The 23,324-nt window shown below is 71.2% G+C and carries 20 protein-coding genes; 8 read left to right on the top strand and 12 right to left on the bottom strand.

Annotated elements, in window-relative coordinates; all coding sequences use genetic code 11:
* Positions 1 to 74 precede the first annotated feature (74 nt).
* The 3 genes from P8A18_RS24925 to P8A18_RS24915 are packed head-to-tail and all read left to right on the top strand — an operon-like array spanning position 75 to position 3,592.
* Positions 75 to 1,295 carry an ROK family transcriptional regulator gene (locus tag P8A18_RS24925; protein ID WP_306057800.1) on the top strand — a complete coding sequence of 407 codons (1,221 nt, stop codon included), beginning with the start codon at positions 75 to 77 and terminating at the stop codon, positions 1,293 to 1,295.
* Positions 1,296 to 1,316: 21 nt separating this feature from the next.
* Complete coding sequence (locus P8A18_RS24920; RefSeq protein ID WP_306057797.1) at positions 1,317 to 2,840, top strand: M81 family metallopeptidase; 1,524 nt, start codon at positions 1,317 to 1,319, stop codon at positions 2,838 to 2,840.
* Complete coding sequence (locus P8A18_RS24915; RefSeq protein WP_306057795.1) at positions 2,837 to 3,592, top strand: copper homeostasis protein CutC; 756 nt, start codon at positions 2,837 to 2,839, stop codon at positions 3,590 to 3,592. The genes P8A18_RS24920 and P8A18_RS24915 overlap by 4 nt, the downstream gene beginning before the upstream one ends.
* A gap of 65 nt (positions 3,593 to 3,657) precedes the next feature.
* Here P8A18_RS24915 and P8A18_RS24910 read toward each other — a convergent pair whose 3' ends face one another.
* Both P8A18_RS24910 and P8A18_RS24905 read right to left on the bottom strand, forming a co-directional pair.
* Positions 3,658 to 4,728, bottom strand: coding sequence for a DUF4185 domain-containing protein (locus P8A18_RS24910; protein WP_306061132.1), 1,071 nt, complete (start codon positions 4,726 to 4,728; stop codon positions 3,658 to 3,660).
* A 40-nt stretch (positions 4,729 to 4,768) separates the two neighbouring features.
* Positions 4,769 to 5,308 carry a hypothetical protein gene (locus P8A18_RS24905; protein WP_306057793.1) on the bottom strand — a complete coding sequence of 180 codons (540 nt, stop codon included), beginning with the start codon at positions 5,306 to 5,308 and terminating at the stop codon, positions 4,769 to 4,771.
* 226 nt (positions 5,309 to 5,534) lie between these two features.
* Here P8A18_RS24905 and P8A18_RS24900 point away from each other — a divergent pair, with 226 nt between their 5' ends.
* Positions 5,535 to 6,146: a YceI family protein gene (locus tag P8A18_RS24900; RefSeq protein ID WP_306057791.1), complete on the top strand. Its 612-nt coding sequence runs from the start codon at positions 5,535 to 5,537 to the stop codon at positions 6,144 to 6,146.
* 82 nt (positions 6,147 to 6,228) lie between these two features.
* On the opposite strand, the gene P8A18_RS24895 is transcribed toward P8A18_RS24900, so the two are convergent.
* The 3 genes from P8A18_RS24895 to P8A18_RS24885 all read right to left on the bottom strand — a co-directional run bounded on the left by P8A18_RS24895 (position 6,229) and on the right by P8A18_RS24885 (position 8,931).
* Positions 6,229 to 6,786: a DinB family protein gene (locus tag P8A18_RS24895; protein WP_306057787.1), complete on the bottom strand. Its 558-nt coding sequence runs from the start codon at positions 6,784 to 6,786 to the stop codon at positions 6,229 to 6,231.
* An 88-nt stretch (positions 6,787 to 6,874) separates the two neighbouring features.
* Positions 6,875 to 8,449, bottom strand: coding sequence for an FAD-dependent oxidoreductase (locus P8A18_RS24890; RefSeq protein WP_306057785.1), 1,575 nt, complete (start codon positions 8,447 to 8,449; stop codon positions 6,875 to 6,877).
* A 14-nt stretch (positions 8,450 to 8,463) separates the two neighbouring features.
* Positions 8,464 to 8,931 carry an ATP-binding protein gene (locus P8A18_RS24885; RefSeq protein ID WP_306057783.1) on the bottom strand — a complete coding sequence of 156 codons (468 nt, stop codon included), beginning with the start codon at positions 8,929 to 8,931 and terminating at the stop codon, positions 8,464 to 8,466.
* A 111-nt stretch (positions 8,932 to 9,042) separates the two neighbouring features.
* Between P8A18_RS24885 and P8A18_RS24880 the strand changes: the two genes are divergently transcribed.
* On the top strand, positions 9,043 to 9,873 hold the full coding sequence (locus tag P8A18_RS24880) for a helix-turn-helix domain-containing protein (protein ID WP_306057781.1): 831 nt from the start codon (positions 9,043 to 9,045) through the stop codon (positions 9,871 to 9,873).
* Positions 9,870 to 10,181, top strand: a complete 312-nt coding sequence (locus tag P8A18_RS24875; RefSeq protein ID WP_306057779.1) for a DUF397 domain-containing protein — start codon at positions 9,870 to 9,872, stop codon at positions 10,179 to 10,181. The genes P8A18_RS24880 and P8A18_RS24875 overlap by 4 nt, the downstream gene beginning before the upstream one ends.
* On the opposite strand, the gene P8A18_RS24870 is transcribed toward P8A18_RS24875, so the two are convergent.
* Positions 10,182 to 11,309, bottom strand: a complete 1,128-nt coding sequence (locus tag P8A18_RS24870; protein WP_306057777.1) for a glycoside hydrolase family 3 N-terminal domain-containing protein — start codon at positions 11,307 to 11,309, stop codon at positions 10,182 to 10,184.
* A gap of 316 nt (positions 11,310 to 11,625) precedes the next feature.
* Positions 11,626 to 12,501: a GH25 family lysozyme gene (locus P8A18_RS24865; RefSeq protein WP_306057776.1), complete on the bottom strand. Its 876-nt coding sequence runs from the start codon at positions 12,499 to 12,501 to the stop codon at positions 11,626 to 11,628.
* A 335-nt stretch (positions 12,502 to 12,836) separates the two neighbouring features.
* Between P8A18_RS24865 and P8A18_RS24860 the strand changes: the two genes are divergently transcribed.
* Positions 12,837 to 13,244 (top strand): hypothetical protein, encoded by a 408-nt coding sequence (locus P8A18_RS24860; RefSeq protein ID WP_306057775.1) that lies wholly within the window; start codon positions 12,837 to 12,839, stop codon positions 13,242 to 13,244.
* 312 nt (positions 13,245 to 13,556) lie between these two features.
* On the top strand, positions 13,557 to 15,155 hold the full coding sequence (locus tag P8A18_RS24855) for an adenosine deaminase family protein (RefSeq protein WP_306057773.1): 1,599 nt from the start codon (positions 13,557 to 13,559) through the stop codon (positions 15,153 to 15,155).
* A 71-nt stretch (positions 15,156 to 15,226) separates the two neighbouring features.
* Here P8A18_RS24855 and P8A18_RS24850 read toward each other — a convergent pair whose 3' ends face one another.
* The 5 genes from P8A18_RS24850 to P8A18_RS24830 form a co-directional block, all read right to left on the bottom strand.
* Entirely contained in the window at positions 15,227 to 16,630 is a 1,404-nt protein-coding gene (locus P8A18_RS24850) for a hypothetical protein (protein ID WP_306057772.1), read from the bottom strand.
* A 73-nt stretch (positions 16,631 to 16,703) separates the two neighbouring features.
* The gene (locus P8A18_RS24845; RefSeq protein ID WP_306057770.1) at positions 16,704 to 19,781 is read right to left on the bottom strand and encodes a glycoside hydrolase family 3 protein; all 3,078 of its coding nucleotides are present in this window, start codon (positions 19,779 to 19,781) and stop codon (positions 16,704 to 16,706) included.
* A 99-nt stretch (positions 19,782 to 19,880) separates the two neighbouring features.
* Positions 19,881 to 21,299, bottom strand: coding sequence for a GH1 family beta-glucosidase (locus P8A18_RS24840; RefSeq protein WP_306057769.1), 1,419 nt, complete (start codon positions 21,297 to 21,299; stop codon positions 19,881 to 19,883).
* 32 nt (positions 21,300 to 21,331) lie between these two features.
* Complete coding sequence (locus P8A18_RS24835; protein WP_306057767.1) at positions 21,332 to 22,345, bottom strand: ABC transporter ATP-binding protein; 1,014 nt, start codon at positions 22,343 to 22,345, stop codon at positions 21,332 to 21,334.
* The gene (locus P8A18_RS24830) at positions 22,342 to 23,322 is read right to left on the bottom strand and encodes an ABC transporter permease (protein WP_018553243.1); all 981 of its coding nucleotides are present in this window, start codon (positions 23,320 to 23,322) and stop codon (positions 22,342 to 22,344) included. The genes P8A18_RS24835 and P8A18_RS24830 overlap by 4 nt, the downstream gene beginning before the upstream one ends.
* Positions 23,323 to 23,324: the final 2 nt, after the last annotated feature.

Here is a 23,324-nt window from a genome sequence, read left to right as displayed (position 1 = left end):
TTCCGGTGTTCCCCTGTGCGAAGTGCGGGCGTATCGTCTTCGCCACATACCCCGTTGCGGAAGTAACTTTGTACATGACTGGAATAAGTGCGTGGGACCGCAAGGCCACGAAAGGGACCCCGTCCCTCGCCGTGCGTGTTCTGGAACTCATCGCTTCGGGTCAGGCGACCTCACGTGCCGAACTCGCCGAGCGCCTCGGGGCCGCCGCCTCCACCATCTCCCTCGCCGTGGCGCACCTGGTGGACCGCGGTCTGGTCGCCGAGGAGGGCACCCAGTCCTCCACGGGCGGACGCCCCCGCAAGGCGCTGAGGATCGGGGGCCGTGACGAGTTCGCCGTCGCCGCCGACCTCGGCGGCCGGCACGCCAGGATCGGCGTGGTCCTTCCGGGCGGCGGCCTGACCGACGTCTCGACGGTCCCCTTCCTGATCGCCGACGGGCCCGAGGCGGCCCTGCCCCGGCTGGCCGAGGCTCTGGAGGCGCTGGCCGAGCAGCACGGCACCGGCAATCTGCGCGGGGTCGGGCTCTCGCTGCCCGGCCCTGTGGACACCGTGTCGGGGTCGGTCGTGCGGCCCTCGCGGATGCCGGGCTGGAACCGCTTCCCGGTCGCCGACTGGCTCCAGGAGCGCTTCGGCGTCCCGGCGGCCGTGGACAACGACGCCAACTGCATGGCGGTCGGCGAGCACACCGTCCGGCCCGACGGGAACGCCCAGACCATCATGGTGAAGATCGGTTCCGCGATCGGCGCGGGCGTGATCGTCGAGGGGCGGCTGTACCGGGGCGCGCAGGGCGCGGCCGGGGACATCACCCATATCCGGATCGACGCCGGTGCCGGTATCCCGTGCTCCTGCGGCAACACCGGCTGCCTGGAGACCGTGGCGTCCGGTGCCGCGCTGGTCCGCATCCTGCGCGAGCGCGGGGCGGACGTGCACAGCACCGAGGACGTGGCCCGGCTGGCTCTGGACGGCGACCCGCTGGCCACCCGCACGGTCCGCAGGGCCGGGGACTACCTGGGCCAGGTGCTCGCCGCCAACGTCAACTTCTTCAACCCGGACGCCGTCTACCTGGGCGGCATCCTCTCCACCCTGGAACAGTTCGTCGCCGCTGTGCGCAGCCGGCTCTACGAGAGCTGCCATCCGCTCGTCACCGAGCACCTCACCATCGAGCGGACCAGGCTCGGCGCCGACGCCGGACTGGTCGGCGCCGGGCAGTTCGCCCTCCAGCGCGCCCTGGCCCACGCCCTGCACGAGGTGGGCGGAGCCGACCGGATCGCCGCGCTCGACCCCCGTCAACTCTGACGCCCGACCCTACGAGGAGCCATGTCGCAATCCCGCACCGCCGCATCCCGCCCGGTCATCGCCATCGCAGGGCTCGGCATCGAGTCCTCCACCTTCTCCCCCGCCCGCACCCGGGCCGCCGCCTTCCACCCCTCGCGCGGCGCCGAGGTGCTGGACCGCTACCCCTTCCTGGCCCCCGGTGAGGAGCTGCGCGAGGCGGCCGACTGGCACGGCGCCCTGGTCGGCAAGTCGCTGCCGGGCGGCACCGTCACCGCCGCCGCCTGGAAGGAGCTGACCGACGAGCTGCTCGAACGGCTCGCCGCGCTGCCCCGCCCGGACGGCCTCTGGTACGACATCCACGGCGCGATGACCGTGGAGGGCGTCGACGACGCGGAGGCCGTCCTGCTGGACCGCATCCGCGCCACCGTCGGCCCGGACGTGATCATCTCCACCTCGATGGACCTGCACGGCAATGTCTCCCGCGAGCTCGCCCACGGCAGCGACCTGATCACCTGTTACCGGCTGGCCCCCCACGAGGACCACATGGAGACCAAGGAGCGGGCCGCCCGCAACCTGGTGGAGCTGCTGGTCTCGGGTGCGCCGCGCCCGGTCAAGGCGTGGGTGCCGGTGCCGGTGCTGCTGGCCGGCGAGCAGACCTCCACCCGGATCGAGCCCGCCAGGAGCGTGTACGCGGCGGTGGCCGATGTCGAGGCCATGGACGGCGTGACCGACGCCGCGATCTGGGTCGGCTACGCCTGGGCGGACGAGCCCCGCAACCGCGCCGTCGTGGTGGTCACCGGCACCGACCGGGCCGCCGTTTCGGCGGGTGCGGAGCGGCTGGCCCAGGGCTTCTGGAAGGCCCGCGACGACTTCGAGTTCGTCGCCCCGACCGGCACCTTCGACGGAATCCTGGACGAGGCCCTGGGCTCCGACCGGCGCCCGTACTTCATCAGCGACACCGGGGACAACCCGACCGCGGGCGGCTCCGGCGACATGACCTGGGGGCTGACCCGGCTGCTGGCCCGCCCGGAGTTCCGGGAGGACGACGGCCCGACCGTCATCTACGCCTCGGTGCCCGGACCGGACGCCGTCGCGAAGGCCGCCGCCGCCGGGGTCGGCGCCACCGTCACCGTCACCGCGGGCGCGGAGGTGGACGACCGGCACGCGGGCCCGGTCACCCTGACCGGCACGGTGCACTCGGTCCGCCACGGCGACCGCGACGCGCGCACCGAGGTCGTGATCCGGGTCGGCAGCGTGTACGCGATCCTCACCGAGCTGCGCAAGCCGTACCACCACGAGCACGACTTCACCGACCTGGGCCTCGACCCGCGCGGCGCCGACATCGTGATCGTGAAGATCGGCTACCTGGAGCCCGAGCTCTTCGACATGTCGGTGGGCTGGAAGATGGCGCTCACCCCCGGCGGTGTGGACCAGGACCTGGTGCGCCTGGGCCACCACCGCATCCGCCGCCCGATGTTCCCCTTCGACCGCGAGATGGCCGACCCGGACCTGTCGGCCCGCATCATTCCCGCCTCCGACCAGCCGCTGACCGGGGACGACGAGTGAGCGCCCGCCCCGCGCTGGAGATCGCCGTCACCTCACCGGCCGGTGCCCGCGCCGCCCGGGAGAGCGGCGCCGACCGGGTCGAGCTGTGCGCCGCGCTGGAGCTGGGCGGCCTGACCCCGTCGGCCGCCCTGGTCGAGGCGGTCGCGGCCGAGGGGCTGCCGGTGCAGGCGCTCGTCAGGTGCCGGCCGGGTGACTTCGTGCACGACGCGGAGGAGCTGGCGCTGATGGCCGCCGAGGTGCGGTCCGTCATCGCCTCCGGCGCCGCCGGAGTGGTCATCGGGGCGCTCACCGCCGACGGTTCCCTGGACACGGACGCGGTCGCCCGGCTCGCCGACGCGGCCCGCGCCGCCGGCCGCCCGGTGGAGGTGACCCTGCACCGGGCCGTCGACCAGTCCGCCGACCCGGTCGCCGCGGCCGCGCTGCTGCCCTCGCTCGGTCTGACCCGGGTCCTCACCTCGGGCGGCGCCCCGGCCGCGGCCGACGGGCTGGCGGCGATCACCGCGATGGTGGCCGCCGCCCCGGGGGTGCAGGTCATGGCCGGCGGCGGCGTGCGCGTCGCCGACATCCCGGCGCTGGCCCGTGCCGGAGTCGCCGCCGTCCACCTCTCCGCCAAGGCCCGCGCCCCGCGCCGGCCCGGCGGTACCTGGGTCCCGCTCGGCGCGGGCGGGGCCTCGGCGGACCAGGACACCCACTTCGTCACCGACCCCGAGGTCGTCGCCCTGGCACGTCGGGCCCTGGACACGGCCGCCTGACTCCGGCCCCGCACGCGTGAAGGCGCCCCCGCCCGGGAACAGCGGGGGCGCCGGCTTGTGCGGGCTCAGGCCGCGAGCCCGTTGATGCGGTACTGCATCACCCGGTAGTTCTGGTTGTCGAACCACTGGCTGACGGCGATGTGGAAGTCGGCGAACGTCGATCCCGGGACGATGAACCCGCCGTACGGGCTCGCCACCGCGTTGCCGACCTCCAGTCCCGGCACGGTCGGAAGGATCATGGTCTGTTCCGGGGTCGTGAAGAGGTTCGAGGTCGGCAGCGCGAAGACCTGCGCCCGGATGTCGAGCGGGGCCATGTTGAGCCAGGTGAACGCGTACTTCCCGCCCATGGCCCGGAAGCAGATCTCGCCCCAGCGGCGCGCCCCGGTGATGGTGGTCGGCGGATTCCCCCAGCCCCAGGCACCGCCCGCGTAGCCCCACGGCTGGTACGCGGCCGGGTCGCCCAGCGCGTTCTGCGGGACGCGGTGGAGCAGCAGCCCGGAGGTGATGTCCCGGTTGAAGGCCGTGGACAGGACGTAGCAGTAGCCGTCGTCGGCGACCGCGTACGTCTTCTGCTGGAACTGGCCGCCGTACTGGTCCCCGGGCCACTGGCAGAGGTACTGCCAGGTCTCGCCGTTGTCGTCGGAGCGCCAGAAGTCGGAGTGGTGGGTGCGGTAGATGACGCCGCGCATCAGGTGCATGTACATCGTGGAGCCGACGGTGAAGACGTCGGAGGGAATGGCCGTGGTGCCGCCGGCGTGGCCCTCGGGGACGAGTCCGACGGCGTGCGCGCCGCCGACGCTGCCGTCGATGGCGAGGGCGCCGGGCGAGGCGTTCGAGGAGCGCAGTCCGACCGGGGACCGCCAGTCGGGCCCGCCGACTCCCCCGCCGTCGAAGGTGTCGCCGCAGACGAAGAGCATGCTGCCGTCCGGGCAGCGGGCCGGGATGCCGAGGTCGGTCCAGGGGGCGGCGAAGCGGCCGGTCTCGGCGGGTCCGGTGAGGTTGCGGACCCTGCCCCCGGTGACGAGGGCCGCGCGGCTCCCGTCCGCGGTGGCGGCCGGGGCGCCGGCCGCCAGTCCGGCGGCCGCGAGCGCGGCTCCCGCCCCGGTGCGCAGCAGCGCGCGGCGGCTCGGGTTCATTGCGTTCAAGGCAGCTCCTGTGGGGAGGGGGCTACGCGGCTCAGCAGCCGCCGCAGTTGTAGAACGTCGTGTCCCAGTGGTTGCCCTCGTCGGCGTAGATGTTGCCGGAGCCCGACTTGTACTGGGCCGCCCCGTCACCGCGCAGGCCGATGTAGGTGAAGTGGCCCTTGATGTAGTTGGTGACGCAGGTGGTCTTGCTGAAGTCGAGCTTGTAGCCGTTCCAGTGCGAGTACGTGCCGCTGGCGTGCCCGGTCTCGGTGCCCCCGGTGATGGTGAGCGCGCAGCCCGAGGCGCTCTTGAGGGTCTGGGCTCCCTGGGCGCTCGGCAGGTTGAGCTGGTCGAAGGAGGTGCATGTGGAGACGTTGCGGTTGGAACAGCCGCCTGAGGAGGTCCAGCCCACGCCGGACGAGCTGAAGCGCGCGGTCGCCTGGCTGTGGGTGAGCTTGGTGACGGCGTAGGCGTCCGTCGTACCGCTGACGACGCCGATGCCGGGGGCGAAGAGGACGCCGAGAACGAGGGCGAGGGCGGTCAGGGCGGGGCGCAGCGTCATCCGGGACACGTGGGGGGCGCGGAACACCATGGGGGGTCTCCTCCTGTTCATGACAATCCTGTCAGGGAGATAGTGCCCGAGTTCTACGCGCGTCACCAGGGGGTGCGACGTAACGGCGGGGTGAACAGACGGGCGCGGACGTACCGATCCGGATCGCAGATGTTGAACTTTGAACAATATGGGTCTACAGTGAATCTCGTTGAAGGTTAAACAACAAGTCGGGCCCGCCGCTCGACCCCGTCCCCGAGGAGGAGCCATGGCTCTGTTCAACCGCAAGTCCAACGACACCGCGACCGCCACGACCACGGTCGACGTCGACCCCGCCCTGGCCGCCCTCACGGGTGAGTACACGATCGACCCGGCCCACAGCAGCATCGGCTTCACCGTGCGCCACGCCATGGTCACCAACGTCCGCGGTTCCTTCGGTGAGCACGAGGGTTCCCTGAAGCTGGACGGCACCGACCCGGCCGGTTCGGCCGCCTCCATCGACGTGAAGATCGCCAGCGTCGACACGGGCATCGCGGACCGCGACGCCCACCTGGTCAGCGGCGACTTCTTCGACGCCGAGAAGTTCCCCCTGATGACGTTCCGCTCGACCTCCGCCGAGCAGCTCGGCGGCGACAAGTACCGCGTCACCGGCGACCTCACCATCAAGGATGTGAGCCGCCCGCTCTCCATCGACCTGGAGTTCAACGGCTCCGCCACCGACGTCTACGGCAACGAGCGCGTCGGCTTCGAGGGCAGCACCGAGATCCTGCGCTCCGACTGGGGCCTGACCTGGAACGCGGCGCTGGAGACCGGCGGTGTGATGGTCAGCGACAAGGTGAAGCTGAACTTCGACATCTCCGCGATCAAGGCCGCCGCCTGATCCCTGCGGGTCTCCCCCGACCGAGCGCGCCCGCCGCCCGCCCCTTTCCGGGGAGGACGGCGGGCGCTCGGCGTGTCGCGGGTCAGGCCATGCTCTGGGCACCGTCCAGCGACTCACGGATGATGTCGGCGTGCCCCGCGTGCTGCGCGGTCTCCGCCAGCACGTGCAGCAGGACCCGGCGGGCCGACCACCGCGCGTCCCCGTCGAACCAGGGAGCCTTCGGCAGGGCGTGCGTGACGCCCAGGTCGGGCAGCGTGGCGATCAGTCCGTCGGTACGGCCGGCCACCTCGGCGTAGGCGTCCAGCACGCCTGCCAGGGTCTCCCCGGGCTGCATCGCGAATGATGCGACCCGCTTCGCGAAGTCGGCCTCCGTCATCGCGGTGAAGTCGGGCATGCTCGACGGCCCTTCCACGATGAAGTCGGCCCAGGTCTGCTCGGCCTCCGTGACGTGCTTGATGAGCCCGCCCACACACAGCGCGCTCGCCGTGGTCCGCTGCCCGGCCTGTTCGTCCGTCAGATCGCGGGCGGTGAACCGCAGGAAGTGCCGCTGCTTGGTCAGCGCCTCCAGCAATTCGGCACGCTCACCGTCCAGGTCGGGCGTGGTGGCCGTCGCGCTGGTGTCCGTCGCGGTGTCGCTCATGGATCTGCCCTTCGTCGTTCTCGTTCCGCCTTCGAGGACGACGTTAGAAGCCGTATAGGACAGGGTGCGCCCTATACGGCTTCCGAGGTCACAGGCGCCGGACCTTCAGCGCGTTGTCGGTACGGGTGACGGGGTTGCCGTCCGGGTCGTTCTGGACCCGCTCGTGCTCCGCGCTGAGCAGCACCTCCCACTCCCCTTCCGGCAGTTCGAGCGAGGCCAGCACCTCATCGGTGGTCGGCAGCTCCATCTCCGCGTGGTGGTGGTCCCACGGCGGGAAGCCCGCGTGCCCGACGATCAGGAGTACGCCCCCGGGCGCGACCGCCCGCGCGGCCCGGCGCAGGATCCGTTCGCGCGGCAGGTCGCCCATGGAGTGCAGGAACTGCGCCGAGACCAGGTCGTACGCTCCTTCGGGGAACGAGGCCCCCAGGTCGTGGAACTGCCAGTCGATCCGCTCGGAGACCTCGGCCTCGGCCGCGTGCTCGGCGGCCCGTGCCAGCGCGACGCGTGAGATGTCCGTGGCGGTGACCTGCCAGCCCTGCCGGGCCAGCCACACCGCGTCGGCCCCCTCCCCGCACCCGAGGTCCAGCGCCCGGCCGGGCTTCAGGTCCTCGGTCTCGCGGACCAGCACGGTGTTCGGCCTGCCGCTCCAGATGCGGTGGCTCTCGCGGTAGCGGTTGTCCCACATCTCCGCGTCGGAGGGCGCGTTGCGCGCGTCGACCGCCCGCCGGGTGTCCTCCATGACGAGGTCCCCGTTGATCGCCGAGCCCGCCTTCATCCCGGCCGCCGCCGAGCCGATGACCTGCTCCATCAGGCTCGCCACATTGCCGGCCACCCACACCCCGGGCACGTCCGTCGCGCCCATCGGGTCGGCCTCGATGTACGAGCCGAGGGTGTGCCCGCCCATCTCCAGCGGGGCCGGCCGCAGCCCGAGGCCTTCGAGTACGCCGGAACGCGCGGTGAACCGCGGCTGTACGACCACCGCGTCCCGCGCCACGACCCGGCCGCCCGCCAGTCGTACCCCGGTCAGCCGGTCGCCACTCACCTCCACACCGGTCACCTCGCCGTCCACCACCGCGATGCCGCGCGCGGCCAGCTGCTCGTACTCCTCGTCGGTGGGCTCAGGCCCCTGGTGCGGGAAGAGCGTGACGTCGTCGCTCCACTGCCGCCACAGCAGCGCCTGGTGCACGGCCATCGGACTCGACGCCACGATCCCGATCGCCGAGTCCCTGACCTCCCAGCCGTGGCAGTACGGGCAGTGCAGCACCTCGTGGCCCCAGCGCCCGGCCAGCCCGGGGATCGGCGGCAGCTCGTCCACCAGCCCCGTCGTGACGAGCAGCCGGCGCGCCGTCACGGCCGTCCCGTCCCCCCGTACGACCCGGAACCCGGCCCCCTCCGGCAGCCGCTCGGCCACCGTGACCTCGCCCTCCACGATCTCGCCCCCGTACCCGGTCACCTCGTCCCGGCCGGTCGCCAGGAGCGCGGAGGGCGGCGTGCCCTCGCGGCCCAGGTAGTTGTGCACGTGGGACGCGGGCGCGTTGCGCGGCCTGCCCGAGTCGATCACCAGCACCGACCGCCGGGCCCGCGCCAGGGCCAGCGCCCCGCTCAGACCGGCGGCCCCGCCGCCGATGACCACCACGTCGTACATCTGCGTCATGTCGCTCATGCGCACACCTCCATCTACGGGAGATGGTGCGCTCCGCCCGACGCCTCGGCAAACATCCTTGCCGGTGCGGCAAACTCGCACCAGACGATCTTGCCCGGGTTGCGCTCCCCGACCCCCCAGCGCTCGGACAGCGCCGCCACCAGCATCAGCCCGCGCCCGCCCTCGGCGGTCGGCTCGGGGCACGGCACGGCCTCCGGCACCTCGCCGTCCCCGCTGTCATGCAGCTCGACGCGGAGCCGGCCGGTGCCCTGCTCCCAGTACAGGAACAGCTTGAACCCGCGCCCCGGCGGCACGCCGTGCACGAGCGCGTTGGTCGCGAGTTCGCTCACACAGAGCAGCACATCGTCCGCGCACACCTTGTACTCCTCGCACGCCCAGTCGACCAGCGCCTTCCGGACGAACTTCCGTACGAGCGGCACCGACCTGCGCTCACGCCGGTAGAAGGCCTCGCGGAAGTCGGGGAGTTGAGTTGTTTCGTTCATGAGACGAAGGTCACATACCGTCACTACGGTTATGCAGGGAGTCAGGTCGTACGGAGTCGATGTACGACGGCTGACGGGTCATCGGGAAGCCCGAACGGGGAGAGGGACTGCATGCAACAGGCGAAGCAGCAGAAGAAGACGAAGCGCGTGACGTCGTGGCATCTGATCGGTGCCCAACTGGCCATGTTCCGCAAGGCGGCCGGGATGACGCAGGCGTCCCTCGCCGAGCGGTGCTGCGTCAGCGACGACACGATCGCTTCCATCGAGCAGGGCCGGCGACCGCTCCAGCTGGACTTCGCCATCATGTTGGACGAACTACTCGAAACCAAGGGCGCGTTGAAGGTTGCCGTGGAGAAGGTGCCGGAGAAGGAGCGGTTCCCGGCGTTCGTCCAGGACTTCGTGGAGTACGAGCAGGAGGCGGTGAGCCTGCTGTCGTACCAGAACCAGGTTGTGCCTGGGCTTCTTCAGACCGAGGACTACGCACGGGCGGTCTTCGACTCTCTCTACCCTCCTCTTGAGGCAGAAGAGTTGGACGAGCGAGTGGCCAACCGGCTGAACCGGCGGGCTCTCCTGGAGCGCAAGCCCCGACCGATGCTGACCTTCCTCATCGAGGAGGTGGTACTGCACCGGCCGCTGGGAGGGCCCGAGGTCCTGCGTGAGCAGATCAGGTGCCTGCGCGAGTACGCCCGACTCCCCTTTGTCAGCATCCAGATCGTGCCGACAGCGCGCCAGACCCACGCGGCCCTCGACGGCCCGATGGTTCTGCTGGAGACCCCCGATCACGATCAACTGGCTTATATCGAAGGCCAGCGCGTGAGCTTCCTGGTCGATGACCCGGATGAGGTCAGCGTCTTCCAGCAGAAATGTGGGATGCTCCGGTCGCAGGCGCTCTCGCCCGAGGAGAGCATTCGCCTACTGGATGACCTGCTTGGAGAGAGATGACTCGCGCAGCACACGCCACCGGACTCAGTTGGTTCAAGTCAAGCTACAGCGGCAGCGAGGGCGGCGACTGCATCGAAGTCGCCTACGACTGGCACAAGTCCAGCTACAGCGCCAGCGAGGGCGGCAACTGCATCGAAGTCGCCTACGACTGGCGCAAGTCCAGCCACAGCAGCAGCCAGGGCGGCGACTGCGTAGAGGTCGCCGCGCACCCCGCCGCCGTGCACGTGCGGGACTCCAAGGTGAGCGACGGGCCGGTTCTCACCGTCCCGCCGCACGCCTGGGCCGCCTTCCTCCGGGCGAGCGTCTAGTTACAGGCCCGCGCGCAGGGCGTTGACGCGCGCCGCGGCGGCTTCGAACGCCGCGGCGTCGAGCGCCCCGGTTCCCAGCGCGTCGCTCAGGGCGGTCACCGCCTCGTCCCCCTGGGCGACACTGCGCGAGGAGCAGAGCAGCAGGTCCATGCCCGCGGCGGCGGCCTTGACGGCGACCTGCGAGGTGCTGCCGAAGGACGTCAGGGCGCCCGCCTCCAGCGCGTCGGTGATGGTGACCCCGGTGTAGCCGAGGCGGTTGCGCAGCTCACCGATGACCGTCGGGGAGAGACCGGCCGGGCGGCTGGAGTCCAGCGCGGTGTAGATGGCCCAGGACAGCATGACGAGCTTCGTGCCGGCGGCTATGGCGTCCTTGTACGGCGCCTCGTCCACGCTGCGCAGGGTGGCGGCGGACGTGGTGATGGTGACGGGCCGCAGGTCCGTGTTCTGGCTCGCGGTGGCCGGGCCGAGGCCCGGGAAGTGCTTGGCGGTGGCGGCGACGCCGACGGCCTGCTGGGCGGTGATGAAGGTCTTGCCGCAACTGGCCACCTCGGCGGCGGAGTTGCTGTAGGACCGCTCGTACTGGTCGGTGAAGTCGCCGTTCTTGCGGTAGACGTCCAGGACCGGTGCGAGGTTGACGTTCATGCCGATGCCCGCGAGGTTCAGGCCCGCGCCGCTGCCGGTGAAGTCGGCCCACTGGTGCGGGTCGGCGGAGGCGCCGACGTCCTTGGCGGACATGACGGGCTCGCCGGGCAGGCGGCGGATCATGCCGCCCTCCTGGTCCGTCATGAGCAGGAGCGGAGCCGTGACGGGGGACGAGGCGTGGGCCGCGTTCATCTGGTTGATGACGCTCTCGATCTGGCTCAGGCTCTCGATGTTCTCGCCGAAGAAGATCACCCCGGCGGTACGGCCCTCCTTGATGGCCTTCATCAGGGAGGCGGGCGGGGTGAGGCCGGGGTAGGAGTGGATGACGCACTGCCCGGCGCGCTGCTGCGGGGACAGGGCGGAGAAGCGGGGACGCATGATCTCGGGGGCGCGCGCGGCGGCGCCGGAGGCCGCCGGTCCCAGCCCGGCGGCCAGGGCCGCGGCCCCGGCGATGAGGGCGCCGCGCCTGCTGAGGGGGGATGTCATGTGGTGCTCCTTCGTGAACGGTCGTGGAACGGGGCGGGCCTGTCCGGCGGATCTTCGTGGATCAGCCCGCGGCGTCTGGTGCGTGCTCTCGGCGTGCACCCGGATCGCCCTCGTACTGGACGTACTTGGGTGATTCGGGCGTGCGGCGAGAGTGCGTGCCAGGCGTCGTGGGCCCGCGAAGATCCGCCGGACAGGCCCGAGGGCCGGGGGACGAAAAACGCGGGCCGGAGCAGCCGGGTAAGGCCGCTCCGGCCCGCGTACCCCTCATTCAGAGGCCACGCCCGGGGAGGGGGGCGAGCAGTTCAGGCACCCACCGTCACGGGGTGTTGTTGGCCAGGGCCAGCAGACGGGAGCGGTCACCGCTGAAGCGGTCGCGGTCAACGTTGCCCGAGACACCGCTCACCGAGCCGGTGGAGGTGTACTGCCAGACCGTGTAGAAGGGGAAGCCCGACGGGATGCTGGGCGTACCGGTCGTCCAGTTCGCGACCCACAGGGGGCTGCGGGCGGACATGCCGCTCCAGCCGCCGGTGCAGGTGTTCCACCAGCTGGGGCTGGTGTAGATCACGACGTCACGGCCGGTGCGGGCCTTGTACTTGTTGTAGAAGTCGAGGATCCACTGCTGCATGCCGGCCTGGGAGTAGCCGTAGCAGGTGCCCTCGATGTCCAGCACGCCGGGGAGCGTGAGGTTGTCGCGGGACCAGGCGCCGCCGTTGCTGGCGAAGAAGTCGGCCTGCGCGGCACCGCCGGAGACGTCGGGGCGGGCGTAGTGGTACGCGCCCCGGATCACGCCGGCGTTGTAGGCGCCCAGGTAGTTGGCGCTGAACGTCGAGTCCTTGTACGACAGGCCCTCGGTGGCCTTCATCCAGGAGAACTCGATGCCCGCGGCGCGGACCGAGCTCCAGTTGATGCCGCCCTGCCAGCCGGAGACGTCGATGCCCTCGGGGTTCGCCTTGAGGTTGGCGTCCGCCTGGGCGTCGAGGTGCAGCTTCCGGGCGTCCGGCTTGAAGTCCTTGCCGTCCTGGATGTAGCCGACGCCCATGTAACCCTGGCCGTAGGGCACCGGGTCCGCGGCGGGCGCCGCCGACGCGGTACCGCCGGACAGCAGGCCGAGCAGCAGCGCGGCACTCGTGCCGACGACACCGGCCACGGTGAGTCTCTTCTGGGTGGGCTTGAGGGAAATGCTCCGGAGCACGGCGGCCTCCTGCTGGTGGGGGGACAGGCTGTTCGGCGACTGTCTACGCGCGTTGTTGTCGCGAACACGACATAGTCAGCCACAAAAACAGGCCCGGGGTAAATAGCTTTCCCGTTTCGTTAGTGGTCTAGTCCCATGTCGATCCCCATGAGCTGCGCAAACAACCGGCGCCCCGCGGAAGTTTTCAGGGCTTCCGACTGATCACGCCCTGTGCGAGGTGGATGTACGGGCCAACTTCCAGCCAAAAAGTGGGACTTGAAATGGCTGTTCACAATTCCCACCGCTTGTTTCCATGATCTTGGTCTTCCCATTGATCACGTCCCGAAGGTGGAATTGTGCGGAAATACGTTGTAGCGGTAGCGGTCGCCGCGATGGCCGGTCTCTCCCTCGCCGGCAGCGCCCAGGCGGCCGACGTGGGCGTACTGAGCGCCACCAAGTGCGCGGGGAACGCCGGTATGACGGACGGCTCCGGAGAGGTCTGCATCATCGTCAACGGTTCCGGGCTCAAGGTCGACAGCGTATACGTCGAGAAGAGGTCGAATAACACCTCGTGGACCGATTACGGCGAGATCAACTTCTCGGACGGATCGGGTGGTTACACCAGCGGAACCGTGAGCGCCGACCGTACGGACACCAAGAGGGTCGGGACCAAGTGGGGGCTCAACGCGAAGGACGGCAGCAAGGTCTGCGGCTGGTTCCACAAGTTCCCCGGGACCAAGGCCTGCGCCACGATCCACAAGTAGGCCGCAGGACCGGCACGGCCGCCCTCCAGGGCCTGTCGTCACATTCCCGTCTGCCGGCCGACGCCATGCACGCACTCTCGCCGCACCGGCCCCAGACCCAAGTACATCCAGTACGAGGGCCTGGGGCCGGCACACCGAGAGCACGCACCTGACGCCGCCCGGCCCGCCCTCCGGGCGAACGACGGGAATGTGACGACAGGCCCTACCTCAAAGGGGCGGCCGGGGCGGGCCCGCGCACTCGATCGGGTGGACGTTCCGGTCATTGTCGTGGTTCCGGGGATAAACGGCCCAGTCGGGCGCGATCATGCCTCGGTGATCTCTATCCATCGGACGGCACGCCGTCCCAAGTCCCCCCTGCTGGCCGGGTTCGGCGGCGCGCTCGCCCTGCTGACCCTGCTGCCGGCCGCCCCGGCGACCGCCGCACCCGTACCCGACTCCGCGCCCCGCGCGGTGACTTCGGCCGAGCGTGCGACCGCCGCCTACCTCGACGCGGCGCGGAACAGCCCCGCGCGGCTGGCGGCCTTCTTCAAGGAGCTGCCCAAGGGCGGCGACCTGCACAACCACCTGTCGGGCGCGGTCACGACCGAGTACCTGATCAAGCTCGCGATCGACGACGGCCTGTGCATCGACGCCACGATGACCGCGGTGGCCCCGCCGTGCGGCTCCGGCACCCGGCCCGCGTCCGACGCGCGCACCGACAGCGCGTTCCGGCAGCAGATTGTCCGGGCCTGGTCGATGCAGGACTTCCCGGACAACGAGTCCGGCCACGACCACTTCTTCGACACCTTCGGCAAGTTCTCCATGGCGACCTGGTACACCCGGGGCAAGATGCTCGCCAATGTCGCCGACACCGTCGTCAAGCAGAACCAGTTCTACCTGGAGACGCTGGTCAGCCCGGCGTCGGACAGCGCCAAGAAGCTGGCCGAGACGGTAGGCTACGACGCCGACCTGGCCGCGCTGCACCGCAAGCTCCTGGCGGGCGGGCAGCTCGACAAGGTGGTGGACGAGGCGGTCAAGGAGGCCGACGACACCGACGTCCAGTTCCGGGAGACGGCGCACTGCGACACCCCGCGCCCCGCACCCGGCTGCCGGCTGCCCGTGCGGTGGATCTCCCAGGTCTCCCGCAACAGCAGCCCGGCCCGCGTGTTCACGCAGATCGCCGTCGGCATGCGGCTGGCCGAGCGCGACCCGAGGTTCGTCGCGGTCAACCTCGTCCAGCCGGAGGACGGCGAGATCTCGCTCCGCGACTACAGCCTCCACATGCGGATGGTGAAGTACCTGGGCCGGCAGTACCCGGGCGCCCATGTCACCCTGCACTCCGGAGAGCTGGCGCCCGGCCTGGTCAAGCCGCAGGACCTGACCTTCCACATCAACGAGGCCGTGCGGGTCGCCGGGGCCGAGCGCATCGGACACGGTGTCGACCTGGTCCACGAGGACAACTGGCAGCGGCTGGCCCGGACCATGGCCCGGCGTCACGTCGCCGTCGAGGTGCCGTTCTCCAGCAACAAGCAGATCCTCGGCATCGCGGGCGACGACCACCCGTTCAACGCGTACCGCCGCTACGGCGTCCCGATCGTGCTGGCCACCGACGACCCGGGCGTCTCACGGATCGACATCAGCCACGAGTACCAGTACGCCGCGAAGACGTACGACCTCTCGTACACCGAGCTGAAGGACCTGGCCCGCGCCTCGCTGGAGTACGCCTTCCGCGACGGCCGCTCGCTGTGGACCGCCGGCTCCGCGCCCTCCGGCTACCGGCCGGTGGCCGCCTGCCGGGCCGACCGGCCCGGTGACGGCAGCCCGAGCGCCCGCTGCGCCAGGTTCCTGGCGGCCAGCCAGAAGGCGGCGACCGAGTGGCGCCAGGAGGTGGCCTTCGCCGCCTTCGAGCGCGCCCACAGCGGCCGCGCCTGAGGCGTAACGGACACCGGGAAGGGGTGCGGGACCGAGGTCCCGCACCCCTTCCGCATGGCCCGCGCGGGGCGTCAGAAGCCGCCCCCGAAGTCGCCCCCGCCGCCGAAACCGCCGCCGTCGCCGAAGCCTCCGCCACCGTCGCCGAACCCGCCGCCGCCGAAACCGGACGAGTCGAAGTCGGAGCCGGAGAAGTCCCCGCCGGAGAAGTCGCCCCCGCCGAAGTCACCGCCCCCGTAGTCCGCCGCGTAGGCCGGGGTGGCGAGCATCGAGCCGAGCATGGTGCCCATCAGGAGGCCGGGGAGCAGGCCGCCGCCGAAGTAGCCGCCCGCCCACGGGCCGTAGGCCGGGCCCGCCTCCCAGTAGGGGCGGCGGGTGCCGTCGCCCACGTCGACGGTGCGGCTCATCGGGTCCTCGCCGTCTCGCAGCCGCACCTCGTCGGCCGCGCACACCGGGACCTCGCGGACCGCTCCGCCGGACGGGGACCAGCGCACGTCCGCCACCGAGGGGCCGTGGCGCGGGTCGAAGAAGCAGGGCGGGCGGCGGGCCGGCAGCTCACGACCCGAGCGGCGGGCGTCCAGCACGGCCAGCGAGAAGCGCCCGTCCTCCAGGGCCCGGGTCACCCCGCGCACGTCGGACGGGTGCCGCGCCCCCGCCATGCGGGTCTTCGCGCTCTCGTAGGAGTCCAGGGCGCGTTCGTAGTCGGCGCGCATCGCGTCGTCGGCGCCGGACTCCGCCGGATGGAAGTCGAGCCGCTCCAGCGTCTCCCCGTACGCGGTGATGTCCTCGTCCACGACCACCCGCAGCTTGTCGAGCGCGGCCCGCTCCTCGGCCTCCTTGCGCCTGCGGCCCCGGCGTACGACCGTGAACGCGGCGGCGCCGCCGATGAGCACCACGGCGCCGGCCACGGCCAGACCGATGACGGTCGAGCCCTCGTAGTCGCTGTGTCCGCCGCCCCAGGAGCCCGGCGCGTGGCCCCGGGCCTGTTCGACGGCACGGTCGACGAAGGCGTTCAGCTGGGTCGCGGCGTCGGTGTCGGCGCCCGGCGTCTTCACGGCGGCGGTGAGGTTGATGACCGCGCTGCGGGACATCACCTGCGGGTCGGCGCCCGCGTTGAAGCCGTCACCGAGGCGGATCGCGTAGAGGCCGGTGATCCCGGTGTCGTTGCGCAGGGTGCGCAGGACGCTGCTCTCGGGGAAGGCGTCGCTCCTGGGCAGCACGGCCACGAAGACCGGCTTGTCCGCGTCCTTGATCTTCTTGGTGAGCGCGGCGGCCTGGGCCCGGGAGAGCTGGTCGGAGGCGGCCGGATCGACGTAGACGGGCCCCTTGCGCAGGGCCTGGGCGACGTCGTCCACGGTGGAGGCGCCGGTCGCGGCCGGGGCGGCGGGGGCCAGGAAGAGGGCGAGGGCGGACAGCGTCATCAGGAGTCCCGCCAGGAGGGCCGGGACCGCGGTGGTGAGGAACGGCCTGTTCCGCATATTCCCAAGCTAACGCACAGACGTACGAAACGGGCGGGTGGCCTCCCGTGCCACCCGCCCGTCCCGCGTCCTGTCAGGCGGCCCGGTAGGCCGTCCTGAGCTTCGCTACCGCACCGGTCAGGTCACCGGTGAGCAGCAGGTGGTCGGCGTCCGCGAACGGCTTGGACACCTTCTCGGTCAGCTTCCCGCCGGTCTTCTGCTGGACCAGCAGCCGGGCCTGGCCGACGATGACGCGGCCCACGTCCGTGCGGGCGAGGCCGGTCCGCTCGGCGACCTGGGCGGCCAGCGCGAGCGCGGTGAGCGTGAGCTCGCCGCCCGCCGGGGGCTTGGTCAGCGTGGTGAGCCCCCAGCCGTAGGGGAACTGCGGGTCGTACGCCGCGTCGCCCACGTTGATCGGCAGCTGGGACTCGGACTTCGGCCAGGTCATCGGGAGTTGCCCGGTGAAGGCGCGCTTGCCGAAGAGCACGTCGGCCACACCGTCGCCCTCGGTGCCCGGAAGCCAGGACGCCACCAGCGCGTCGATGTCGCCGAGCCGGTCCCCGATGAGCTGCGGGCGGCCCGAGACGATCAGGACCGCGCACTTCATCGCGGCGCACACCTTGTCCACGGCCGCCTTGTCGGCGGCGGACAGCTCCAGGTCGTGGCCGTTGCCGACGTCGCCGACGCCCTCCGCGTACGGGGTCTCGCCGACGACCACCACACCGACGTCGTGGCCGGCCGTGTCGGCGGAGGCGTCCTTGGAGTACGTGACGGACGCGGCGTCCTTCTTCATGGCCGACAGGATCGTGGTGCCCGGGGTGATGTCGCCGGAGGAGCCCTGCCAGCTGACCGTCCAGCCCCCGGCCTGGTTGCCGATGTCGTCGGCGTTGGAACCGGCCACGTACACCTTCTGCGAGGACTTCAGCGGCAGCACACCGCCGTCGTTCTTCAGCAGCACCTGGGACTTGGCGGCGGCCTCGCGGGCCACGGCCCGGTGTTCGGCCGAGCCGATCTTCTTCAGGTTCGAGGTGTCCGCGTACGGCTTCTCGAACAGGCCCAGCCTGAACTTCTGGGTCAGGATGCGGGAGACCGCGTCATCGATCCTGGCCTGCGGGATGCGGCCCGCGGTGACCTCGTCCTGGAGCGTCCTGGTGAAGTCCTTGTACGCCGTCGGGACCATGATCATGTCGAGCCCGGCGTTGACCGAGGTCCGCACGTCGCTCGCGTAGTCGCCGGGGATCTGGTCGATCGCCTGGTAGTCGCTGATGACGAAGCCCTCGAAGCCCATCCGGTCCTTGAGGACGCCGTTGATCATCGCGGCGTTGGCGTGCATCTTCACCGGGCCCTCGTCGTCCCCGATGATGTCGAGCGAGGAGTACGACGGCATGACCGTGCCGACGCCGCGCTTCACCGACTCGGTGAAGGGCGCCAGGTGGACGGCCTCCAGCTCCTGCCGGGTGACCTTGGTGACGCCCTGGTCGATCGGGTACGAACCGGTCGTCGAGGAGCCGTACTCCGTACCGCCGTCGCCGACGAAGTGCTTGGCGGTGGCCAGCACCTTGTCGTTGCGGGCGAGGTCCTTGCCGGACGCGGCGCCCTGCATGCCCTGGATGACGGTCTCCAGCGACTCCACGAGCGCCGGGTCCTCACCGTAGGACTCGTAGGTGCGGCCCCAGCGCTCGTCGCGCGAGACGCAGAGGCAGGGCGCGAAGTCCCACGGGACGCCGGTGGCGCGCACCTCGCTCGCGGTGACGGCACCGGTCTTCTCGGCGAGCTTCGGGTCGCGGGTGGCCCCGAGGCCGATGTTGTGCGGCATGATCGTGGCGCCGACCAGGTTGTTGTGGCCGTGCACCGCGTCCACGCCGTAGATCAGCGGGATCTGGAAGCGGGTGGCCTGGGCGCGCAGCTGGTAGCCGTCGACCATCTTCGCCCACGCCTCGGGGGTGTTGGGCGTGGGGACCGAGCCGCCGCCGGAGAGCAGCGAGCCGAGGTCGTAGGTGGCGATGTCGTTCTGCGAGGCGAGCGCGTTGCGCTCGGCCTGGGTCATCTGGCCGGCCTTCTCGGCGGGCGACATCCGGGCGAGCAGATCGGCGACCCGCTGCTTCACCGGCAGCTTCGCGTTCTGGTAGGGCAGCCCGTGGGCGTCGATGACGACCTGCGGGTTCTCCTTCGGCGCCCTGGCGCCGGTGACGGTCAGCTCCAGCGGGATCGTCTTCGCGGCGGAGGCGCCGGAGACCTTCTTCGTGGTGACGGAGACCTGGTGCGTGGTGCCGGACGCGGTGCCCGCGGGGAAGGTGTAGCTGCCGCTGACCGGGGTGAAGTCGGTACCGGACTCGGCGGTGCCGCCCTTCGTCTCGTAGTCGACGGTGACCGGCTCCTCCAGCGGTCCCGAGCCGGTCGTGGCGACGGAGAGGCCGATGGTGGCGGTGGTGCCCTGTCCGACCGGGAGCACGGCCGCGTCGGTGACGACGCTCGCCTTCAGGGCGGCGTCGGCCTTGCCGTACAGCTCGATGCCGTCCATGGCGAACGTGCCGGGGGCGCCGGGCGGCAGGGTGAGGGCGTAGCCCCACATCTCGTTCAGGCCGAGGATCTGGTCGATGCCGCCGACGGGCTGGTAGTCGCCCCGGTAGGTGAAGTCGGCGAACGGTATCTCGACCTGGTGCCAGCCCTCCCAGTCGTCGGTGAAGGAGGTCGTCCACAGCTCGGAGGCCTCGCCGTCGGCGCCGCCGTCCTTGATCTCGAAGCTGATCCTCTTGCCCGAACCGGGCGGCAGCGGCGCCGTGTTCTGGCCGTACCACCAGAAGCGGATGCCCTTGTGGGCCGACCAGTCGTGGGCCGGCCGGTCGGCGGCGTAGTCGTGGCTGAAGCCGCCGTAGCCGCTGATGTCGTAGCTGCCTTCGAGGACCTTGGCGCCCTCGGGGGCGTCCGCGCGCTCCTTCAGCTCCAGGGTGGGCGGGTCGTCGGCGTCGCCGCCCCACGTGAAGATGCCCTCGGCGGGCTGCTCGGCGAAGGGCACCTCGCCCTCGAAGCGGTCGATGGCGACGGGGGCGGGCTCGTCGTCGGCCGGGGCCGCGGCGCTGGGGACGGCCCCGGCGAGCAGTCCGGCCAGGACGGCGGCCGCCGCCAGCGCGGCGGTGGTGGGTCTCGTCCGGCGTCGGGTGCGGGGTGGCATGTGCGGCTCCTTCGTACGGGTTGCCTGTGCGGTGCGTACGGGGGCGGCGCGGACCCTGCGGACCGGCGCCGGTGCAACTGTCCTGCGGGGAGCGGGGGGTTACGCCTCGCGGGTGAGGCGGATGGTGTCGCGGTACCACTTGGCGCTGTCCTTGAGCGTCCGCACCTGCGTGTCGTAGTCGACGCGGACGATGCCGAATCGCTTGTCGTAGCCGTAGGACCACTCGAAGTTGTCCATCAGCGACCAGGCGAAGTACCCCCGGACGTCGGCCCCCCGGTCGCGGGCGGCGGCGACGGCGGCGATGTGGTCGGCGAGATAGGTGGTGCGGTCGGCATCGTGTATCCCGCCGTCCTCGGCGACGGTGTCGTCGAAGGCGGCACCGTTCTCGGTGATGACCGTCGGGAGGCCGTAGTCGTTCTCCAGGCGGACGAGCAGGTCGGTCAGGGCGGTGGGGGTGATCTCCCAGTCCATGGCGGTGCGCGGCAGATCGCGCTCCACCTGGCGGGTGACGGGCAGCCCTTCGGCGTCCGTGGCCGCGCCGTCCTCGGTGACACCGGAGAACAGCGAGCCCCGGTAGAAGTTGACGCCGAGGACGTCCAGCGGGGTGGCGATGACGGCCAGGTCGCCGTCCTGGACAGGGAGTTCGATGCCCTGGGCGGCGAGGTCGGTGACGATGTCCTCGGGGTAGGCACCCTTGACGACCGGGTCCAGATAGATCCGGGCGCCGAGCCCGTCGGCGCGCCGGCACGCCTCGGCGTCCTCGTGGCTGCCGGTCTCGGGGGTGGCGGTGCCCAGGTTCAGGGTGAGGCCGAGTTCCAGCTCGTTGCCGCGCGCGGCGGCCTGCTCGCGCAGGTACTGGGAGGCCAGGCCGTGGCCGAGGAGCAGGTGGTGGACGGCGTGGATCGCCTCGCCGAAGTTCTGCCGGCCGGGCGCCTGGTTGCCGTAGGCGTAGCCCAGCATCGCCGAGCACCAGGGCTCGTTGAGCGTGGTCCAGTGCTTGACCCGGTCGCCCAGCGCGTCGTAGGCCAGGGCGGCGTACTCGGCGAAGCGGTAGGCGGTGTCGCGGACCGGCCAGCCGCCCGCGTCCTCCAGCTCCTGCGGCAGGTCCCAGTGGTAGAGCGTGACCCAGGGGGTGACGCCCTTGGCCTCCAGCTCGTCCACCAGTCGCTTGTAGAAGTCCAGGCCCTTGGCGTTGGCGGGGCCCCGGCCGCCCGGCTGGACGCGCGGCCAGGCCAGCGAGAAGCGGTACGTGTCGACGCCGAGGTCCGCGATCAGCGAGACGTCCTCGGGCATGCGGTGGTAGTGGTCGCAGGCCACGTCACCGTTCTCGCCGCGGACGACCATGCCCGGCACCCTGCAGTACGTGTCCCAGATGGACGGCGTTCTGCCGTCCTCGGCCGCCGCGCCCTCGATCTGGTACGCGGCTGTGGCGACGCCCCAGCGGAAGCCGGCGGGCAGACCGGGTACGGCCTGGGCGGCGATCTCGCGGGCGTAGGCCTGGGGGGTGACGAGGTTCATGGTTCTCCTGTGGTGTGCGGTGCTCTGAGACGCTACGAACGGGCGGCGGCCGGGGCTGGGATCTCGTGGTGGAGCCAGCAGGCCACCGAGCGGGAGCCGTCCGTGTCCGGCGTCGCGAGCACCGGGACGTGGGTGTCGCAGCCCTCGACCTTCTTGGCGCAGCGGGGGTGGAAGGCGCAGCCGGCCGGCATCGCCGACAGGTGCGGGGGCGAGCCGGGGATGCCGCTGAGTTCGCGGCGGGGGCCGTGCAGCGCGGGGAAGGAGTGCAGCAGCCCGGCGCTGTAGGGGTGGCGGGGGTCGCGGTAGATCTCGGAGGCGCCGGCCTGCTCGACGATCCGGCCGCCGTACATGATCGCGATGCGGTCGGAGAACTCGATCAGCAGCGAGATGTCGTGGGTGATGAAGACGACCGAGAAGCCCAGTTCCTCGCGGAGCCTGACCAGCTGGCGCAGGATCTGGCGCTGCATCACGACGTCGAGCGCGGTGGTGGGCTCGTCCATGATGACGATCTCGGGTTCCAGCGCGAGCGCCATCGCGATCATCACGCGCTGGCGCATGCCGCCGGAGAGCTGGTGCGGGTAGGCGCCGAGCCGGTCGGCGGATATCCCGACCAGGTTCAGCAGCTCCCTGGCCCGGTCGGTGCGCTCGTTCTTCCGCATCTCCGGGCGGTGGGCCTGGAGGACGTCGGTGAGCTGGCTGTGGACCGTGTGCACCGGGTTGAGGGAGTTCATCGCGCCCTGGAAGACGATCGACAGCTCCTGCCAGCGGAAGGCGCGCAGTTCGGTCGCCGACAGGGCCAGCAGGTCCAGGGCGGAGCCGTCGCGCTGGTGGTAGTGGACGTCGCCGCCGGTGATGACCCCGGGCGGGGAGAGCAGCCGGGTGACCGCGTAGGCCAGGGTGGACTTGCCGGAGCCCGACTCGCCGGCCAGGCCGAGCACCTCGCCGCGGTGCAGGGTGAGGTCGACGTCGCGCAGGGCGTGGACGGCGGTGTTCCCGGTCCCGTAGTCGACGTTGAGGCCGCTGATCGTGAGGACGGGCTCGCTCATGAGCGGGTCTCCTTGTGCGGGGTGGTGCCGGTACGGGCCACCGGGGTGAAGCCGACGCGCATCCGGACCTTGCGGGAGCCGCCGGTCTCGGTGCGCAGCCGCGGGTTGACGAACTCGTCGATGCCGAAGTTGATGAGCGCGAGGGACATGCCGAGCAGGGCGATGAAGAGCCCGGCCGGGACGAACCACCACCAGGCGCCCTGGGCGAGTGCCTGGTTGGACTGCGCCCAGAACAGGACGGTCCCCCAGTTCCAGTTGGAGATGTCGGCGACGCCGATGAAGGCGAGGGTGATCTCGGAGAGGATCGCGAAGATGACCGTGCCGACGAAGCCGGAGGCGATGACGGCGGTCAGGTTGGGCATGACCTCGAAGATGATGATCCGCCAGGTCGGCTCGCCCGTGGCGCGGGCCGCCTCCACGTAGTCGCGGCGGCGCAGCGACAGCGTCTGGGCGCGCAGCACGCGGGCGCCCCAGGCCCAGGAGGTGAGGGCGATGACGAAGGCGATCAGCAGGTCCCCGGTGTCCGAGACGAAGCTGGCGATGATGATGATCAGCGGCAGTCCGGGGATGACCAGGAAGACGTTGGACAGCAGCGACAGCGCCTCGTCGGCCACGCCGCCGAGGAAGCCGGCGGTGACTCCGATCAGCACGGACAGGACCGTGGCGAGGATGCCGGCGACGAAGCCGACGACGAGGACGCCGCGGGTGCCGACGAGGATCTGCGAGAGCACGTCCTGACCGGTGTGCGTGGTGCCGAACCAGTGCGAACCGGAAGGCGGCTGGAGCAGGTCGCTGCTCATCGCGTCGGGGTCGTACGGGGCGATCCACGGGCCGATGATCGCGATCAGCACGAAGAAGAGCAGGATGCACAGTCCGACGACGGTCTTGCGTCCGCGCAGGAAACGGAACCTGCGCTTGCTCGCTGCCGGGGTTTCGGCCGCGTCGAGTACGGCGACTTCGGTGGCGGTGACGGCCATCT

Origin of the sequence: Streptomyces sp. Mut1 (assembly GCF_030719295.1) — a bacterium.
Classification (GTDB): Bacteria; Actinomycetota; Actinomycetes; order Streptomycetales; family Streptomycetaceae; genus Streptomyces; species Streptomyces castrisilvae.
Note: the sequence above shows the minus strand (reverse complement) of the source record. Positions and strands in the feature narration are given on the sequence as shown.

Bases quoted from the DNA above. Each gene is read 5' to 3' on its own strand.
- P8A18_RS24880 (WP_306057781.1), top strand. From the start codon at position 9,043: ATGCAACAGGCGAAGCAGCAGAAGAAGACGAAGCGCGTGACGTCGTGG.
- P8A18_RS24890 (WP_306057785.1), bottom strand. From the start codon at position 8,449: ATGAGCGACATGACGCAGATGTACGACGTGGTGGTCATCGGCGGCGGG.
- P8A18_RS24850 (WP_306057772.1), bottom strand. From the start codon at position 16,630: ATGCGGAACAGGCCGTTCCTCACCACCGCGGTCCCGGCCCTCCTGGCG.
- P8A18_RS24900 (WP_306057791.1), top strand. From the start codon at position 5,535: ATGGCTCTGTTCAACCGCAAGTCCAACGACACCGCGACCGCCACGACC.
- P8A18_RS24875 (WP_306057779.1), top strand. From the start codon at position 9,870: ATGACTCGCGCAGCACACGCCACCGGACTCAGTTGGTTCAAGTCAAGC.
- P8A18_RS24920 (WP_306057797.1), top strand. From the start codon at position 1,317: ATGTCGCAATCCCGCACCGCCGCATCCCGCCCGGTCATCGCCATCGCA.
- P8A18_RS24870 (WP_306057777.1), bottom strand. From the start codon at position 11,309: ATGACATCCCCCCTCAGCAGGCGCGGCGCCCTCATCGCCGGGGCCGCG.
- P8A18_RS24910 (WP_306061132.1), bottom strand. From the start codon at position 4,728: ATGAACCCGAGCCGCCGCGCGCTGCTGCGCACCGGGGCGGGAGCCGCG.
- P8A18_RS24845 (WP_306057770.1), bottom strand. From the start codon at position 19,781: ATGCCACCCCGCACCCGACGCCGGACGAGACCCACCACCGCCGCGCTG.
- P8A18_RS24830 (WP_018553243.1), bottom strand. From the start codon at position 23,322: ATGGCCGTCACCGCCACCGAAGTCGCCGTACTCGACGCGGCCGAAACC.
- P8A18_RS24925 (WP_306057800.1), top strand. From the start codon at position 75: ATGACTGGAATAAGTGCGTGGGACCGCAAGGCCACGAAAGGGACCCCG.
- P8A18_RS24835 (WP_306057767.1), bottom strand. From the start codon at position 22,345: ATGAGCGAGCCCGTCCTCACGATCAGCGGCCTCAACGTCGACTACGGG.
- P8A18_RS24895 (WP_306057787.1), bottom strand. From the start codon at position 6,786: ATGAGCGACACCGCGACGGACACCAGCGCGACGGCCACCACGCCCGAC.
- P8A18_RS24905 (WP_306057793.1), bottom strand. From the start codon at position 5,308: ATGGTGTTCCGCGCCCCCCACGTGTCCCGGATGACGCTGCGCCCCGCC.
- P8A18_RS24840 (WP_306057769.1), bottom strand. From the start codon at position 21,299: ATGAACCTCGTCACCCCCCAGGCCTACGCCCGCGAGATCGCCGCCCAG.
- P8A18_RS24885 (WP_306057783.1), bottom strand. From the start codon at position 8,931: ATGAACGAAACAACTCAACTCCCCGACTTCCGCGAGGCCTTCTACCGG.